Consider the following 16308-nt stretch of genomic DNA (forward strand, 5'->3'; position numbering starts at 1 on the left):
ACGGAGGAGTTTACAATGAAAAGAAGGAAGATATTTTTAGCAGCAGGGATGATTGCAGCCGCTTTGATTACAGGAGGATGTAACAGCAATCAGGCGGCAGACGGTCCGTTTGCTCCAAAGGAAAACGTATCATGGGTTGTAACAAGCAAGCCGGGAGGCGGAAGTGATATTTATACCCGTATGATTTCCGATATCATGGTAAGTGAAAAAATGCTGGATCAAACCATCTTGGTCACAAATAAAACGGACGGAGGCGGTGAGATCGGAAGAAATGAGGTGGCCAACACAAAAGGAAAGAAAGCGGATTATACCCTTTTGACCTTTAACAGCGGAGATCTGATGCCAATGATACAAAATACGGCCAACCGTTCGAAAAATTTCAGGATTCTTGCAATTATGGCAGTTGACAAGCAGTTGATTTTTAAAGGAGAAAAAACAAAGTACCAGGATTTTTCCCAGGCAATCGAAGCTGCAAAGAATGGGACTAAGGTAGTGATAGGCGGTTCAAAGGGCGACGACATCGCAACCTATGAAGCCATGCTTACTGAAATCGGGCTTACCCAGGATCTGATGAGTTATATTACCTATGATTCCACCGGTGATGCCATTACGGCGATTCTTGGAGGCCATATAGAATTCGTGATATCCAAGCCTGCGGCAGCCTCGGAGTATGTGGAGGCAGGTTCCCTGATCCCGGTTCTGGCTTTGGCTGAGGAACGTTATTCCGGTAATCTGGCAGATGCTCCTACCTTAAGTGAGATCGGTGACTATAAGAATGTGGAGATTCCTGTGTGGCGCGGTGTGGCGGCTCCGGCGGCCATGAGTGACGCTGCCGCTGCTTACTGGAGCGATTTACTGGGAAAGGTTGCCCAGACGGATAAGTGGAAGACGGATTATCTGGAGAAGAATAAATTGATTGCTGATTATAAAGATATGGCGGCAGCAGCAGAATATGTAGCCAGATACGAGGCGGACTTCATGGCGGCTAATGGGATAAAATAGCGGATCAGGAGGAAATATCATGAAACTATGCTATCAGGTAGCGACTCCGGATGTAGCAGCAGCAGATTCGGTAACCGCTTATCAGGGATCACTTTCAGAAAGCTTTCAGGCTCTTGCCGGTCTTGGCTATGATGGGGTTGAGCTTATGACTCTCGATCCGTCCCGGCTTGACTGGGAGGAGGTAAAAGCAGAAGCCAGGAAGAACCGATTGTCAATAGTTCTTGTTTGTACCGGAGAGATATTCGGCCAGCTTGGGTTAAGCTATACGGATCCCAGGGCGGAAATACGGGCAGAAGCCATCAGGCGCTCCAGGGAAATTATTGATTTTGCCTGTTTTCTGGGAGCGGATATAAATATTGGACGTGTCAGAGGCCAGTATTCCAGGGAGCTGTCCAGGGATGAGACGGAAGAGCTGGCTGTCAAGGCATTTCAGGAGCTTTCAGAGTATGCGAAGCCAAGGGACGTTAAAATAGCTCTGGAAACGGTTACCATCATGCAGACCAATTTTATTAATACTCTGGAAGAAGGTGCAAGGCTGGCAGACCGGGTGAACCGGGGGAATTTTAAGCTGATGATGGATGTGTTCCATTTGAACCTGGAAGAGAAAGATATCTGTGAAGCCATCCGCAGATACAGTTCTTATAACATCCATGTGCATCTGGCAGATAATAACCGAAGGTATCCGGGCCAATGCGGACTGGATTTTGAAAAAATCATTCATACCTTCAAAGAATGCGGCTATAAAGGGAATTTCTGTACGGAAATTTATCAGATACCCAGTCAGTATGAGGCGGCAAAGAGGGCGGCCATGTATTTAAAACCGATCCTGAACAAGGTGTATGGGACATAGAAAGAGGGAAAAACGGATATGAAGACAGTGGCATTGATCCATACGGTAAAAAATGTGGCAAAAACATTTGAAGAGGCGCTTAGGGACGGAGTGGAAGAAACGATCAGAGTTTATAATCTGCTGGATGATTATCTGGCCGATCATCCCAATGAAGTTGGTGAATTTACCATAAATAACAGAAACCGCCTGTTTCTGGATTTAAAGGCTCAGGAAATGACCGGTGCGGATCTTATCGTTACCACCTGCTCAACCTTGACACCGGTTGTGGATATGCTCCGGCCGTTTATAAAGGTGCCGGTAATCGCCATTGATGATGCCATGGCTGCAAAGGGGATAACTTACGGCAGGAGAATCCTCATTATGGCAACGGCAGAGAGTACGGTTGAACCCACCAGGGAGAAGCTTAAAAAAGAAGCTGCCGCGGCGGGTGTAGAAATTGACTTAGATCAGATCGTCTGTAAAGAGGCATTTCGCGCTATGAAGGAACTGGAAATGAATGTTCACGACAGCATTTTAAGGGAAGAGGCAGGAAAAATCCAAAATTATGACTGTGTAATTCTTGCCCAGGCCTCTATGGCACATCTTCAGAAGGATATTGAAGATATCTGCAAAATTGTAACCTTATCCAGCCCTGCCTTATGTATCAGACAGGTAAATGAATATTTAAAAGCAAAAGGAGTGTAACAATATGAATGCTGAAAGACAGCAGGAATTACAACGCTTATGTTTAAGATTCCGCAACCAGCTGATTGATCTGCTTTACCACATACAGACCGGTCATCCAGGCGGATCTTTATCCTGTACCGAAATACTGACAACGCTGTATTATGAAAAAATCAGGCAGGATCCCAGGCAGCCGGATATGGAGGGAAGAGACCGGCTGATCCTTTCCAAAGGCCACGCGGCTCCCATTCTCTACATCATCCTTGCAGAACTGGGATATTTTCCAAAGGAGGAATTAAAGACCCTTCGGCAGATTAACAGCAATCTCCAGGGGCACCCGTGTTTACATAAAACACCAGGAGTTGAATTGTCCACCGGCCCCCTTGGACTTGGGCTGGGGGCAGGCCTGGGAATGAGTCTTTCAGAACGGTTAAAGGGCAGCGAAGCTTATACCTACGTTGTACTTGGAGATGGAGAGATCCAGGAAGGCTCTGTCTGGGAAGCTGCCCTGGCAGCCTCCAAATTCCAGGCGGACCATCTGATTGCCGTTCTGGATAATAATGGGGTCCAGCTTGACGGAACACTGGAAGAAGTCATGCCAATGGGCGATATTTCTGCAAAGTGGGCGGCATTTGGCTGGAATGTACTGACCTGTGACGGACATGATGTAAAGTCCATTTCCGATGCCCTGGACAAGGCCGTGGCCTGTAAGGGAAAACCTGTCATTATTATAGCAGATACGGTGAAAGGAAAGGGAGTCTCTTTCATGGAAGGGAAGAATATCTGGCATGGAAAACCCATTGGAGAAGAGGATTATAAGGCAGCAAAGATTGATCTGGGAGGTACACCGGCATGAAAAAGGTTGCGATTCGGGATGCATATGGAGAAGCTTTAAAAAAGCTGGGACAGAGAAATGAAAAAATAATTGCACTGGAGGCTGATGTTGGGGCATCCACAAAAAGCGCCGTTTTTGGAAATGAGTTTCCGGACCGTTATTTTAATGTGGGGATCAGCGAGATGAATATGACTGCCATGGCGGCAGGCTTTGCCCTGGAAGGATTCGTTCCGTTTGTCAATACATTTGCAAGTTTTTTAACAACCAGAGGAGCAGATCCCATCCAGAGCCTCATCGCTTATGACAGGCTGAATGTAAAACTGGCAGGAACCTACTGCGGACTGTCTGACTCCTATGATGGAGCAAGCCATCACAGTATCACGGATATGGCATTTGTAAGAGCCATTCCTGGGGTTGCCGTGGTAAGCGTATCCGATGGGGTGGAAACGGAAAAAGCGGTATTTGCGCTGGCGGAATATGAGGGACCTGTGTATCTTCGTTTAAGCAGAGCGCCTGCTCCTGTCATTTATGATGAAACTTTGAAGTTTGAAATCGGGAAGGGAATTGTCTTAAAGGAAGGAACGGATGTTACCATCATTGCAACGGGTACGGTACTGCACCAAGCCCTGGAAGCAGCAAAGCTGTTAAGGGAGGAAGGAATTGAGGCAGCTGTGATTGATATGCATACCGTTAAGCCGGTTGACAGGGAGCTGATAACTGCTTTTGCAAGAAAAACCGGAGCCATAGTGACTGTAGAGGAGCACAGCATCCATGGCGGACTGGGAAGTGCGGTTGCAGAGGTATTGGTACAGGAATATCCTGCTCCGTTGGAAATGATTGGAGCAGAGGAATTTGCAGAATCCGGGGATTACGGACAGCTTCTGGAAAAATACGGATACAGCAGTCAGGCGATTGGTGCAGCATGCAGGAAGGTGATGGCAAGGAAGTGATGGGGAATGAATGAATCGATGAGAAAATATATGAAGGTCGGTATCATTTTACATATGGCTTTCCGTGGGTTGGCTTCCGGAGAAGGCCCCATACTGGAATGTTTGAAAAAGATTGTGACCGATGAGTATTTTGAGGCAGTGGAAGTGACCTGGATCCGGGATCAGGAGGTAAGAAAGCAGGCGGCTGATATGATTCGGTGCGGCCATATGGAAGTTGCTTACGGAGGACAGCCAAGGATGCTGACTACCGGCGGAAACATCAACCATCTGGATGAGGAAAAGAGGCTTGCGGCACTTGCTTCCTTAAAGGAAGGAATTGATGAGGCTTACGAAATGGGGGCTGCAGGTTTTTCCTTCCTTGCCGGGAATTACGAGAAAGCCACCAGGAGGCAGTCCCTGGAAGCTCTTTTAAAGAGTTCCGGAGAGCTTTGCCGCTATGCAAAGGCAAAGGGAGATATGCCGGTCACTCTGGAAGTATTTGACTATGACATTGATAAGAGATCCCTGATGGGACCGGTTAAGCTTGTAAAAGAGTATGCAGAGATCATGACCTCAGAATTTGATAATTTTGGTCTTCTGGTGGATTGCAGCCATATCCCCATGCTTCACGAAACGTTTGAAGAGAATCTGATGCCTGTTGCACCCTATATTAAGCATGCCCATATGGGAAATACCGTGATCCGAAAGCCTTCCTTACCGGCCTATGGAGATCAGCACCCAAGGTTCGGTTTCCCGGACAGCGAAAATGATGTGAAGGAACTGGCCCATTACTTAAAGGTCTTACTGGAGATCGGTTTTTTAAGCAAACAGAGCAGGCCGATTGTAAGCTTTGAAGTGAAACCGTGGAAAGAGGAAGACAGTGAAGTGGTGATCGCAAATGCAAAAAGGACTCTGAATCTAGCATGGGATATGATATAATCAGTTTCAGAAAACAGGACAGGAACATACCCCATGGCGGGGAAGAGATGGAGGTAAAAAAAGATGAAAGACCCAATTCAGAAATATTTTCAGATAGGAACCATACAGTGGATGACTCATCCACCGGTTTCCTATAATATAGTGGATTCTGTAAAGACCATTGCATGTGACGAATATTTCAGTGCATTTGAAATTACGCAAATAAAAGACGACGCAACAAGAGTCAAAGTAAAAAGCATGCTGGAGCAGTCTCATCTAAAGGTCTGCTATGGGGCTCAGCCAAGACTGCTTGGACCGAAACTGAATCCCAATGACATTAATGAAGAGGGAAGAATGAAGGCGGAAGCAACGCTGATGGAGGCGGTGGATGAAGCGGAATACATGGGAGCAAAGGGAGTCGCGTTTCTGGCAGGAAAATGGGAGGAGGAAACAAAGGAGCAGGCATATGCACAGCTTTTAAAAACAACCAGAAATCTTTGCAATTATGCGGCAGGCAAAGGAATGATGATCGAACTGGAAGTATTTGATTATGATATGGATAAAGCAGCATTGATCGGTCCGGCTCCTTATGCAGCCAGATTTGCGGCGGATATGCGCATGACCAATCACAACTTCGGCCTTCTGGTGGATCTTTCCCATTTTCCAACAACGTATGAAACCAGTAAATTTGCCGTACAGACCCTTCGCCCTTATATTACCCATTTCCATATTGGCAATGCAGTAGTAAAGAAGGGCTGTGAGGCCTATGGAGACCAGCATCCCAGATTCGGATATCCGGACAGTGCCAATGATGTGGAAGAATTAAGGGATTTCTTTACTGTTTTAAAGGAGGAAGGTTTTTTTCAAAAGGAAAATCCATACGTTCTTTCCCTGGAAGTTAAGCCGTGGGGAGAGGAAGACGGGGATATTATCCTGGCCAATACAAAACGTGTCATTAACCGGGCCTGGGCGCTGGTAGAAGATTGATAAGGGAGGCTGGAAAGATGAAAATAGTGATTTTGGATGGATACACAGAAAATCCTGGAGATTTATCATGGGAAGGATTTGAGGAATTTGGAAGTTTGACCGTATACGACAGGACTCCTGCTTCTGAGATCGTGGAACGAATCGGCGATGCAGAAGTAGTTTATACCAATAAAACACCCATTACAAAAGAGACCATTGCGTCCTGCCCTAACCTTAAGTTTATCGGGGTGCTGGCTACCGGATACAATGTGGTGGATGTTGGAGCTGCAAGGGAGGCAGGAATCCCTGTTTCCAATATTCCCACTTATGGGACGGATGCAGTTGCCCAGTATACCATTGCACTTTTGCTGGAGCTGTGCCATCACATTGGGGAGCATTCCCAATGCGTGAAAAGAGGGGATTGGACCAATAATCAGGACTGGTGTTTCTGGAACCATCCGCTCATTGAGCTTGCCGGAAAAACAATGGGTATTATTGGATTTGGAAGAATCGGGCAGAGAACCGCAAAAATAGCCCAGGCTCTGGGAATGAAGGTACTTGCATTTGACGAATATCAGAATAGGGCACTGGAAGCAGAGACGTGCCGCTATGCATCACTGGATGAAGTTCTGGCGGATTCTGATGTCATTGCGCTTCATTGTCCGCTGTTTCCTTCCACAGAAGGGATTATAAACAAAGAAAACATTGCAAAGATGAAAGATGGAGTCATAATTATAAATGATTCCAGAGGGCCGCTGATTGTGGAGGAGGATTTACGTGATGCATTAAACTGCGGAAAGGTGGCCGGAGCTGCGGTGGATGTAGTATCCACCGAGCCGATTAAAATGGATAATCCGCTGCTAAGTGCAAAAAACTGCCTGATCACCCCTCATATAGCCTGGGCGCCAAAAGAATCCAGACAAAGACTGATGGATATCGCGGTGGACAATTTAAGGGCATATCATGCAGGCACCCCGCAGAATGTAGTAAATAAATAAAATCCGGCCAGGATATAACTTCCAGCCGGGTATTCATGATTTCAATGCAAAAGAGCATCTGACTGTGTTACAATATCAGTAAAATTGTTGGATGCTTTTTGCAAAGGATGGATGTTCGTATGGTAAAAATTCTGATATTTATGCCCCGTAATAACATGAGAGAACGATTTGAGAGGGCTGTTTCAAAATTGAGTCCCAAAGGAGAAGACATCAGAATGGAGCTGATTCATGTTTTTGGAACGCCGGATTCTCTTTCCAAAAACAAGGACGCAGAAATTATGGTGGCCAGGGGAATGACTTATGACAGGTTGAAAAAGCTGTTCCCAAAGAAGCATATCGTAGAGCTTCGCTTAACCAGCTTTGATATTGTGGATGCTCTTGTAAGATGCAAAGAAACCTTCGCACCGCACAGGATCGCCCTATGCCTTCAGAAGCAGGAATTTGCCTCTGTAAAGAATCTGGAGGTGCTGTGTGGTGCAGGGATCGAATTTTACGACATTTCGGATGAGGAAAGCTGCAAACAGGCCATCAAAGACCTGAAAATCAAAGGAATTGATGTGGTGGTGGGAGCAGGAACGATCTGCGGACTGTGTGACAAAAGCGGAATACCGAGAATTCATATTGAAACAAAAGACATGGCAATTGAGCAGGCGCTTTTAGAAGCTGTAAATGCAGCAAGAACCATTAATAATGAAAGGGCCAAAGCCGATATGATGCGCATGATCCTAAACAGCAGTGAAGATGCCATCATAGCGGTCAATGAAGCGGGGAGAATTCTTGCGATCAACAACCAGGCCTATATTGCCTACCAGCTGTCCACCCAGGACCATTACATCAACAATCCTCTGAAGGTCATTCATAAAGAGTTAAAGTGGCAGCAGGCCATGGAGTCAGAAAAAGAAACTTCAGAGCTGATGAAGATAAACGGAAAAAATTATTTTATTCAGTACAAACCCATTATGGTGGATAATCATAGTGCCGGAACCATGATCATTACCCAGAATGCCCAGAAAATCATGGAAACAGAAACCAAAATACGCCGGGGGCTAAGCGAAAAAGGATTGACCTCCAAATATACCTTTGAGGATATTATCGGAAACAGCCGGGCAATCAAAGATAACATATCCATGGCAAAAAGATACAGCAGCGTGGATTCCAACGTACTGATCATAGGGGAAACAGGAACCGGGAAGGAGCTTTTTGCCCATAGCATCCACAGGGCAAGCAAAAGGAGTCATGAACCCTTTGTCGCATTAAATTGTGCGGCTTTGCCTGAAAACCTGCTGGAAAGCGAATTGTTCGGATATGAATCGGGAGCCTTTTCCGGTGCCTCCAGAAATGGAAAAATCGGTCTTTTTGAACTTGCCCACAAGGGAACCATATTTTTAGACGAGATCGGAGAAATACCTTTTGCACTCCAGGCAAAGCTGCTTCGGGTACTGCAGGAAAAGGAAATAAGGAGGATCGGCAGTGACCGGGTGCTTCCAGTGGATGTCAGGGTGATTTCGGCGACTAATATTGATATAGAAAAACAAATCAAAGAAGGGAATTTCCGTTCGGATCTTTATTACCGGCTGAATCTGCTGGATATTATCATTCCCCCGCTCAGAGAAAGAAAAGAAGATATCATGACCATGGTCGATTTTTACATGCTGCGCTTTGCCTGTGAAATCGGTAAATCGGCGCCCAGAATTTCCGCCGGAGCCGGTAAGCTGCTGACGGAATATGAATGGCCCGGAAATGTCCGCCAGCTCCGCAACATCTGCGAGCGATTAACGGTTCTGAATGATACGGGTATCATTCTGGAAAATGATATCAGTCAGCTTAAAATCTTTAAAAAAGCAGAAAAAAAAGAGAATATGCTCAGCCCAATACTCCAATGTACGGAATTTAACCAATGCTGCGGCCTGCAGCCCAGAATGAAAAAAAAGGATCTGGCGGAAGAGCTGGGGGTCAGCAGGACAACTCTCTGGAGAATGATAAAAAGACAGGAAGAAAACAGTTGAAATGGAAAATACGAATTGAAAGACGATGGTCAGAACCGATAAGCCAAAGCCTTTAGGGTACGTATAAAATGGCATTTTTATGGGTAAATTACAGGCATAGAGGGAGTTTTTGCCACTATAATTTGTTCCTGCTCTCAAATAGAAATAATTGACAACCACTTCTCCCTGTGGTAAACTGTATCAGTACAAATACGCGCCGATACCCGGTATTTCGGATACTCCAGCCAATGCTTGGTATGAGGTGAGACTTAAAGACTAAAGGAGGAAATCAACATGATTTCAAAGGAAAAGAAAGCAGCTATTATCGCTGAATTCGGCAGAAAGGCCGGCGACACAGGTTCACCGGAAGTACAGATCGCAATTCTGACAGAGAGAATCACAGAATTAACTGATCACCTTCAGAAGAACCCAAAAGATCATCATTCCAGAAGAGGCCTTCTGATGATGGTTGGACAGAGAAGAGGTCTTCTTGATTACTTAAAGAAGACAGACTTAGAAGGCTATCGTTCCTTAATCGAGAAGTTGGGAATCAGAAAATAATAAACCATTTAGGGTGGAGAACTTCTCCACCCTATCTGTCTATTAAGAAAAGAATATTAAAAGTAGAAGCATTCCCCGAGACCGCTGATGTGCGCGTAAAAGCAGAGCCAAAAGTTGGAGACAGGGGAAGGATATGCCCGCATATCCATCCCCTGTTTCCGGCTTTTGGCGAGCCACCGCGAACGAGGGACCAAAGGTCCCGAGTTTGCGGCGGCAGATTCTGCCTGCGGCAGATTCTGCTTATTCTCCCTGACGGGCTGCATAAGCAAACTCATTTTTGCGCGCAGATCAGTAGTTTCGGCGTCTTCTACTGTTAATATAAATTATTAATCCAATTAAAGGAGATACCAGTATGTACAAGAGTTTTAGTATGGATCTGGCCGGCAGGACATTGACCGTTGATGTCGGCAGAGTAGCAAAGCAGGCAAACGGCGCAGCGTTCATGCACTATGGTGACACCGTAGTATTAGCCACTGCAACTGCTTCTGATAAGCCAAGGGAGGGAATCGACTTCTTCCCCCTGAGCGTGGAATATGAAGAAAAATTATACGCCGTAGGAAAGATTCCCGGCGGCTTCAACAAAAGAGAGGGAAAAGCGTCTGAAAACGCCATTTTAACTTCCCGTGTCATTGACCGTCCCATGAGACCCCTGTTTCCAAAGGATTACCGTAACGATGTGACCTTAGACAACATCGTCATGTCCGTAGACCAGGACTGCAGCCCGGAGCTGACGGCTATGTTAGGCTCCGCCATTGCCACCTGCATTTCCGATATTCCTTTTGACGGTCCCTGTGCTTCCACCCAGATCGGCCTTGTAGACGGAGAACTTGTGGTAAACCCGACCCAGGCTCAGAAGCAGGTATCTGATATGGCTCTTACGGTGGCTTCCACAAGAGAAAAAGTCATCATGATCGAGGCAGGAGCCAATGAGGTTCCGGAAGATAAGATGATCGAGGCCATTTTCAAAGCTCATGAAGTAAACCAGGAAATCATCAAATTCATTGATACCATCGTAGCAGAATGCGGAAGGCCAAAGCATGAATACACCAGCTGCGCAGTGCCGGAAGAGTTATTTGCTGCCATTAAGGAAATTGTCACTCCGGAAGAGATGGAAGTTGCCGTATTTACCGATGAAAAGCAGGTAAGAGAAGAAAACATCCGCAAGATCACCCAGAAACTGGAAGAAGCCTTTGCAGAAAAGGAAGAGTGGCTGTCCGTATTAGGAGAAGCCATTTACCAGTACCAGAAAAAGACCGTCCGCAAGATGATCTTAAAAGACCACAAGCGTCCTGATGGCCGTGCCATGAATCAGATCCGCCATCTGGCAGCAGAGATCGATATGCTTCCAAGAGTGCATGGTTCCGCCATGTTCACCCGCGGCCAGACCCAGATTTTAAATATCTGTACCCTGGCTCCATTATCAGAAAGCCAGAGATTAGACGGCATTGATGATATGGAAACATCAAAGAGATATATGCACCACTACAATTTCCCGTCCTTCTCTGTAGGAGAGACAAGGCCTTCCAGAGGACCGGGACGCAGGGAGATCGGTCATGGCGCGCTGGCAGAAAGGGCATTGATCCCCGTACTTCCTTCAGGAGAAGAATTCCCATATGCAATCCGTACCGTTTCCGAGACCATGGAGTCCAATGGTTCCACCTCTCAGGCAAGCATCTGTTCCTCCTCCATGTCCTTAATGGCGGCAGGTGTTCCCATTAAAGCGGCTGTTGCAGGTATTTCCTGCGGTCTGGTTACCGGAGATACGGATGACGATTATATCGTTCTGACCGATATTCAGGGACTGGAAGATTTCTTCGGCGATATGGACTTTAAGGTGGGAGGAACCCATAAGGGTATAACTGCCATCCAGATGGATATTAAGATCCACGGCCTTACAAGACCGATCATTGAGGAAGCTATCCGAACCACCAGAGAAGCAAGACTTTATATCCTTGACGAGGTTATGGCAAAAGCCATTGCAGAGCCGCGTAAGGAAGTTGGCAAGTATGCTCCGAAGATCGATCAGATTTCCATTGATCCTCAGAAGATCGGCGATGTGGTAGGAAAGCAGGGTAAGGTGATCAATAAGATCATCGAAGAGACCGGCGTAAAGATCGACATTTCTGATGACGGAAGTGTATCTGTATGCGGAACCGACCAGGCTATGATCGACCGCGCGATCCAGATCATAAAGAGCATTGTAACAGAGATCGAAGCAGGTCAGGTCATCACAGGAAAGGTTGTCAGGATCATGAACTTTGGCGCCTTTGTTGAGCTGGCTCCCAACAAGGATGGAATGATCCACATTTCCAAGCTGTCTGAAAAGAGAGTGGCAAAGGTTGAAGATGTGGTCAACATCGGCGATGAAGTGACTGTTAAAGTCATTGAAGTTGACAAGATGGGCAGAATCAACTTAAGCATGAAGCCGGCAGATTTGGCTGCTAAGGCAGAAGATAAGAAAGAAGAAAAAGTGTCAGAATAAAATAATGATGCCATAAGGCAGACAGCGGACAGATTCATATCCATCTGCTGTCTGTTTTTTCTATCATAGGAAAGGGGAATACCATGGAAAAACAGACACTGGCAGAAGTTGCCTCCCAAAAGCTGCTGCAGATGATACAGGAAAAGGGGTATGTCCCAGGAGACAAGCTGCCTACTGAGGTGGAGTTGTCTGAGGTCCTGGAGGTGGGGCGCAATACGGTCCGTGAAGCGTTGAGAATCCTGATGTCCCGGAATATTGTCACCATCCGGCAGGGATCGGGAACCTTTCTCTCAGATAAAAATGGTGTGGCCGATGATCCTCTGGGTTTTACCATGATAGAAGACAGAAGAAAGCTGACGGAGGATCTGATTCAGGTCAGGGTCATGCTGGAACCTCCGATTGCAGCTCTGGCAGCCCAGAACGCCACGGAAGAGGATATCCGGTGTCTGGAGCAGATCCTTCTGGATCTGGAGGAAATGATAGAAAACCGGGAGGATTATTCGGAGAAGGATTCCCAGTTCCATGCCCAGATTGCCAACTGCAGCCATAATCTGGTCATGGCAAATCTGGTACCCGTGATCACGGATGGGGTCCATATTTTTGCTGTTTCAGTCCGGGAGACGGAGTATGAGCAGACACTCCTGTCACACCGCAGAATATTTGAAGCCATCAGGGACCGGAAACCGGTGGAGGCACAGCAGGCAATGAATTTCCATTTGATGTATAACGATAACCGTTATAAGGAAGAAGGCCGGTAAAGAAACTGATTCACAGGCCTAAATCAGGAAGAGAAAACTTAAATCGAGAAAAAGGTACATATTCATGGGATGAATATGTACCTTTTTCTCGATTTTTCTTGACTTATTTCCCCAAGCATGATTATAATAAGAATATTCATGGGACGAATACATGCATGGTAATCGTCATTTTTTCCAGGAGGTTAAAAACATTGAAACAATTATATGATGTACTCATTATCGGCGGCGGGGTAATTGGAAGTGCAATTGCAAGGGAAATGTCCAGATACAGCTTGAAAATAGGTGTTTTGGAAAAAAACCTGGATGTATGCTGCGAGACCAGCGGACGTAATTCCGGAGTGGTTCACGGAGGATTTGCATATGACACAGGTTCTCTAAAGGCAAGGCTCTGCGTGGAAGGCAGCCAAAACATGGGACGACTTTCCGAAGAACTGGATTTTCCCTTTCACCGCTGCGGCAAGGTGCTGGTAGGAAATACCCCTGATGACCGGGAAGCGCTGAAACAGACCATAAAGCAGGGCGAAGCCAATGGAGTAAAGGGACTGGAACTTATAGACAAAGAGCGGCTTCACGAACTGGTGCCTGCTGTTGTGGGGGAATTTGCCATGTATTCTCCTGCCAGCGGGATTGTGGATCCTTTTGGCTATACCATTGCTCTGGCTGAGAATGCCTCGGAAAATGGTGTGGATTATTTCTTTGACTGTGAGGTGAGGGCCATTGGGAAGGATTCGGACAGCAACTATGTCCTTACGACCTCAGGCGGGAAATTTTTCAGCCGCTGGGTGGTGAACAGCGCCGGCCTGGGCTGCGGAAAAATATCGGAGCTATTGGGAATCAAAGGTTATAAAATCATAGGCTCCAAAGGAGATTATATCATTCTGGATAAAAGGACCGGTCCTTTGCTTCCCATGCCCGTATATCCGGTTCCCAGCAACACCTATATGGGGATCCATGTGACCAATACAACAGATGGCAATGTTATCGTGGGGCCAAATGCTGATATGACTGAGAATTTTTCATATTATGGGGTACCACAGGAAAATATGGATTATCTGGCAGAAAGTGCTTCAGATTTGTGGCCCTGTATCAATAAGAGGGATTATATCCGCAATTATTCCGGGATCCTTCCTAAATGGGTGGATGAGAATGGCGTTATACAGGACTTTAAAATTGAGGTACAGGATGATGTGGCGCCCCGTGCCATAAACCTGGTAGGCATAGAATCTCCGGGCCTGACTGCCGCTGTCCCCATTGCCCGATATGCTGTCGGTCTTATGGCAGAGAGAGAAAAGCTGGAACTCAACACCTCCTTTCATCCCATACGAAGGGGAATCCAGCGGTTTTCGGAGCTATCGAAAGAGGAGCAGAACCTTAAAATTCTGGAAAATCCCGATTATGGGGAGGTAATATGCCGCTGTGAGAAGGTGACAAAAGCAGAAATCCTTCAGGCAATCTATAATCCGCTGGGAGTGGATACCCTGGCCGGGATCAAATACAGGACCCGTTCCATGATGGGACGCTGCCAGGGCGGTTACTGTCAGATGCGTATTGCACAGATGCTGGAGCAGGAGCTTGGAAAGAAAGAAGATCAAATCCAATATGCCAGAAAGGGTTCTTACATGTTCTTTGGAAAAGTGCGGCAGGAGGTGGAGTCATGGAAGGAAAGTTAAAGGAGATCCCAACAAAGGCAGCAGATGTGGTGATTATAGGCGGAGGGCCTGCAGGACTTGCGGCAGCAGCGGAACTTTACCATAAGGGAATCCGGAATTTGGTGATCCTTGAGAGGGAAAAGCAGCTGGGAGGCATCCTGCGCCAATGCATTCACGACGGATTTGGCCTGACCCGCTTTCAGACCGCCTTAAGCGGGCCTGAATATGCCCAGCGTTTCATAGATGCCATAGAGGAGTTACATATTCCTTACATAACCGACACAACGGTGTTGGAAGTGACCCGTGACAGGCTGGTGACGGCAGCTTCCAGGGAAGGCATGATGCAATGGAAGGCAAAGGCGGTGATTCTGACCATGGGATGCCGGGAACGCACAAGAGGAGCCATCGGAATTCCGGGAGAACGGCCTGCAGGCGTATTTACGGCAGGGGCTGCCCAGGCTTATATGAATCTTTTTAATACCATGCCGGCCAGGGAAGCGGTAATTCTGGGGTCTGGCGATATCGGCATGATCATGGCCCGGCGCCTTACCCTGGAGGGAGCCCATGTGAAGGCAGTATTTGAGATTCAGCCTTACCCCAGCGGACTGCCCCGAAATATTGAACAGTGCCTAAACGATTACGGCATTCCTTTGTATTTAAGTCATGGCATAACCGCAATTCATGGAAATACCAGGCTTACGGGGGTCACTGCTTCCCAGGTGGATGAGAATTTTATGCCCATTCCTGGTACGGAAAAGGAATACCAGTGTGATACGCTGATTCTTTCCGTAGGCCTGATTCCGGAAAATGAGCTGTCCTTAGATGCGGGAGTCATCCTGGATGAACGGACCAGAGGGGCCTGTGTAGACGAATATTTCCAGACGAGGGCAGACGGGATATTTTCAGCCGGAAACGTTCTTCATGTACACGATCTGGTTGATTTTGTATCTTTGGAGGCGGAGAGCCTGGCTGATTCGGTGGCCGAATACATAAAAAAAGGCAGCCTCAATCCGGCTGTCATCCCTGTGAAAACGGATTGCAATATCGCGTATACGGTGCCTCAGCGGATCAGCGGGACAAGAGAATTTATCCTGTCCTTAAGGGTAAAAAAACCGATGAAGGACTGCCGCATCGTTGTGCGCCAGGCAGGAAAGGAAGTGGCCGTAAAAAAGATGAAAAAAGCCATTCCTGCGGAAATGATCCGCTTTGGCATTTCTCATGAAAAGCTGGTATCCGGTTCAGAGTTGGAGGTGTGTGTGGAATGCTGAAGGAATTTACCTGTATTATCTGCCCCAATGGATGTGAAATAACCGCGGACATAGAAATAAACGAAGGCAAAAACATTCTGATACGGTCTATGGACGGCGCTCTTTGTCCCAGGGGGGAAACTTATGTAAGGCAGGAACTGACCGATCCCCGGCGTAATATTGCAACTTCAGTTCTTGTAAAAGGAGGTATTCTGCCCTTAGCCAGTGTGCGCCTGACAAAACCCATCCCCAAAGGCAGGATTTTTGATGCCATGGAAGAGATAAAAAGGTGCAGTCTGACTGCGCCTGTAACAGCCGGAACGGTTGTGGTGAAAAATATTCTTGGGTATGATGCAGATGTGATTGTGACAAAATCCGTGCCGGCCGGCGAACTGCCGGAATGAATGGAAACCGGATGGCATGGTGGCAGCCGTAAAACAAATTCTGTCTTACGGCTGCTTGTGA

The 16308-nt window shown here is 46.9% G+C and carries 15 protein-coding genes; all 15 read left to right on the plus strand.

What is annotated here, in order from left to right:
• Nucleotides 1-15: 15 nt before the first annotated feature.
• Nucleotides 16-1002 carry a Bug family tripartite tricarboxylate transporter substrate binding protein gene (locus K401_RS0117325; RefSeq protein WP_024294134.1) on the plus strand — a complete coding sequence of 329 codons (987 nt, stop codon included), beginning with the start codon at nucleotides 16-18 and terminating at the stop codon, nucleotides 1000-1002.
• A gap of 19 nt (nucleotides 1003-1021) precedes the next feature.
• Nucleotides 1022-1852 (plus strand): sugar phosphate isomerase/epimerase family protein, encoded by an 831-nt coding sequence (locus K401_RS0117330; RefSeq protein ID WP_024294135.1) that lies wholly within the window; start codon nucleotides 1022-1024, stop codon nucleotides 1850-1852.
• A gap of 18 nt (nucleotides 1853-1870) precedes the next feature.
• A complete protein-coding gene (locus K401_RS0117335; RefSeq protein ID WP_024294136.1) occupies nucleotides 1871-2536 on the plus strand; it encodes an aspartate/glutamate racemase family protein in 666 nt (221 codons plus the stop codon).
• 4 nt (nucleotides 2537-2540) lie between these two features.
• On the plus strand, nucleotides 2541-3371 hold the full coding sequence (locus K401_RS0117340) for a transketolase (protein WP_024294137.1): 831 nt from the start codon (nucleotides 2541-2543) through the stop codon (nucleotides 3369-3371).
• Nucleotides 3368-4300: a transketolase family protein gene (locus tag K401_RS0117345; protein ID WP_024294138.1), complete on the plus strand. Its 933-nt coding sequence runs from the start codon at nucleotides 3368-3370 to the stop codon at nucleotides 4298-4300. Before K401_RS0117340 ends, K401_RS0117345 begins: the two co-directional genes overlap by 4 nt.
• A 6-nt stretch (nucleotides 4301-4306) precedes the next feature.
• Nucleotides 4307-5218, plus strand: a complete 912-nt coding sequence (locus tag K401_RS0117350; protein WP_024294139.1) for a sugar phosphate isomerase/epimerase family protein — start codon at nucleotides 4307-4309, stop codon at nucleotides 5216-5218.
• Nucleotides 5219-5281: 63 nt separating this feature from the next.
• Complete coding sequence (locus tag K401_RS0117355; protein ID WP_024294140.1) at nucleotides 5282-6184, plus strand: sugar phosphate isomerase/epimerase family protein; 903 nt, start codon at nucleotides 5282-5284, stop codon at nucleotides 6182-6184.
• A 17-nt stretch (nucleotides 6185-6201) separates the two neighbouring features.
• Nucleotides 6202-7161 (plus strand): D-2-hydroxyacid dehydrogenase, encoded by a 960-nt coding sequence (locus tag K401_RS0117360; RefSeq protein ID WP_024294141.1) that lies wholly within the window; start codon nucleotides 6202-6204, stop codon nucleotides 7159-7161.
• Between the two features lie 119 nt (nucleotides 7162-7280).
• Nucleotides 7281-9167: a sigma 54-interacting transcriptional regulator gene (locus K401_RS0117365; protein WP_024294142.1), complete on the plus strand. Its 1887-nt coding sequence runs from the start codon at nucleotides 7281-7283 to the stop codon at nucleotides 9165-9167.
• Nucleotides 9168-9440: 273 nt separating this feature from the next.
• Nucleotides 9441-9707, plus strand: a complete 267-nt coding sequence (gene rpsO, locus K401_RS0117370; protein WP_024294143.1) for a 30S ribosomal protein S15 — start codon at nucleotides 9441-9443, stop codon at nucleotides 9705-9707.
• A gap of 352 nt (nucleotides 9708-10059) precedes the next feature.
• Entirely contained in the window at nucleotides 10060-12189 is a 2130-nt protein-coding gene (locus K401_RS0117375; protein ID WP_024294144.1) for a polyribonucleotide nucleotidyltransferase, read from the plus strand.
• A gap of 83 nt (nucleotides 12190-12272) precedes the next feature.
• Nucleotides 12273-12947, plus strand: a complete 675-nt coding sequence (locus K401_RS0117380) for a FadR/GntR family transcriptional regulator (RefSeq protein WP_024294145.1) — start codon at nucleotides 12273-12275, stop codon at nucleotides 12945-12947.
• Between the two features lie 191 nt (nucleotides 12948-13138).
• Nucleotides 13139-14617 carry an NAD(P)/FAD-dependent oxidoreductase gene (locus tag K401_RS0117385; protein ID WP_024294146.1) on the plus strand — a complete coding sequence of 493 codons (1479 nt, stop codon included), beginning with the start codon at nucleotides 13139-13141 and terminating at the stop codon, nucleotides 14615-14617.
• Nucleotides 14602-15864 (plus strand): NAD(P)/FAD-dependent oxidoreductase, encoded by a 1263-nt coding sequence (locus K401_RS0117390; protein WP_051464056.1) that lies wholly within the window; start codon nucleotides 14602-14604, stop codon nucleotides 15862-15864. Before K401_RS0117385 ends, K401_RS0117390 begins: the two co-directional genes overlap by 16 nt.
• Nucleotides 15858-16247 (plus strand): DUF1667 domain-containing protein, encoded by a 390-nt coding sequence (locus K401_RS0117395; RefSeq protein ID WP_024294148.1) that lies wholly within the window; start codon nucleotides 15858-15860, stop codon nucleotides 16245-16247. Before K401_RS0117390 ends, K401_RS0117395 begins: the two co-directional genes overlap by 7 nt.
• Nucleotides 16248-16308: the final 61 nt, after the last annotated feature.

Source organism: Lacrimispora indolis DSM 755 (assembly GCF_000526995.1).
GTDB classification, from domain to species: Bacteria; Bacillota; Clostridia; order Lachnospirales; family Lachnospiraceae; genus Lacrimispora; species Lacrimispora indolis.

Excerpts from the sequence above, each read along its gene's own strand:
- K401_RS0117380 (WP_024294145.1), top strand. The coding sequence starts at position 12,273 with ATGGAAAAACAGACACTGGCAGAAGTTGCCTCCCAAAAGCTGCTGCAG.
- K401_RS0117365 (WP_024294142.1), top strand. The coding sequence starts at position 7,281 with ATGGTAAAAATTCTGATATTTATGCCCCGTAATAACATGAGAGAACGA.
- K401_RS0117395 (WP_024294148.1), top strand. The coding sequence starts at position 15,858 with ATGCTGAAGGAATTTACCTGTATTATCTGCCCCAATGGATGTGAAATA.
- K401_RS0117350 (WP_024294139.1), top strand. The coding sequence starts at position 4,307 with ATGAATGAATCGATGAGAAAATATATGAAGGTCGGTATCATTTTACAT.
- K401_RS0117390 (WP_051464056.1), top strand. The coding sequence starts at position 14,602 with ATGGAAGGAAAGTTAAAGGAGATCCCAACAAAGGCAGCAGATGTGGTG.
- K401_RS0117340 (WP_024294137.1), top strand. The coding sequence starts at position 2,541 with ATGAATGCTGAAAGACAGCAGGAATTACAACGCTTATGTTTAAGATTC.
- rpsO (WP_024294143.1), top strand. The coding sequence starts at position 9,441 with ATGATTTCAAAGGAAAAGAAAGCAGCTATTATCGCTGAATTCGGCAGA.
- K401_RS0117325 (WP_024294134.1), top strand. The coding sequence starts at position 16 with ATGAAAAGAAGGAAGATATTTTTAGCAGCAGGGATGATTGCAGCCGCT.
- K401_RS0117330 (WP_024294135.1), top strand. The coding sequence starts at position 1,022 with ATGAAACTATGCTATCAGGTAGCGACTCCGGATGTAGCAGCAGCAGAT.
- K401_RS0117375 (WP_024294144.1), top strand. The coding sequence starts at position 10,060 with ATGTACAAGAGTTTTAGTATGGATCTGGCCGGCAGGACATTGACCGTT.
- K401_RS0117355 (WP_024294140.1), top strand. The coding sequence starts at position 5,282 with ATGAAAGACCCAATTCAGAAATATTTTCAGATAGGAACCATACAGTGG.
- K401_RS0117335 (WP_024294136.1), top strand. The coding sequence starts at position 1,871 with ATGAAGACAGTGGCATTGATCCATACGGTAAAAAATGTGGCAAAAACA.
- K401_RS0117360 (WP_024294141.1), top strand. The coding sequence starts at position 6,202 with ATGAAAATAGTGATTTTGGATGGATACACAGAAAATCCTGGAGATTTA.
- K401_RS0117345 (WP_024294138.1), top strand. The coding sequence starts at position 3,368 with ATGAAAAAGGTTGCGATTCGGGATGCATATGGAGAAGCTTTAAAAAAG.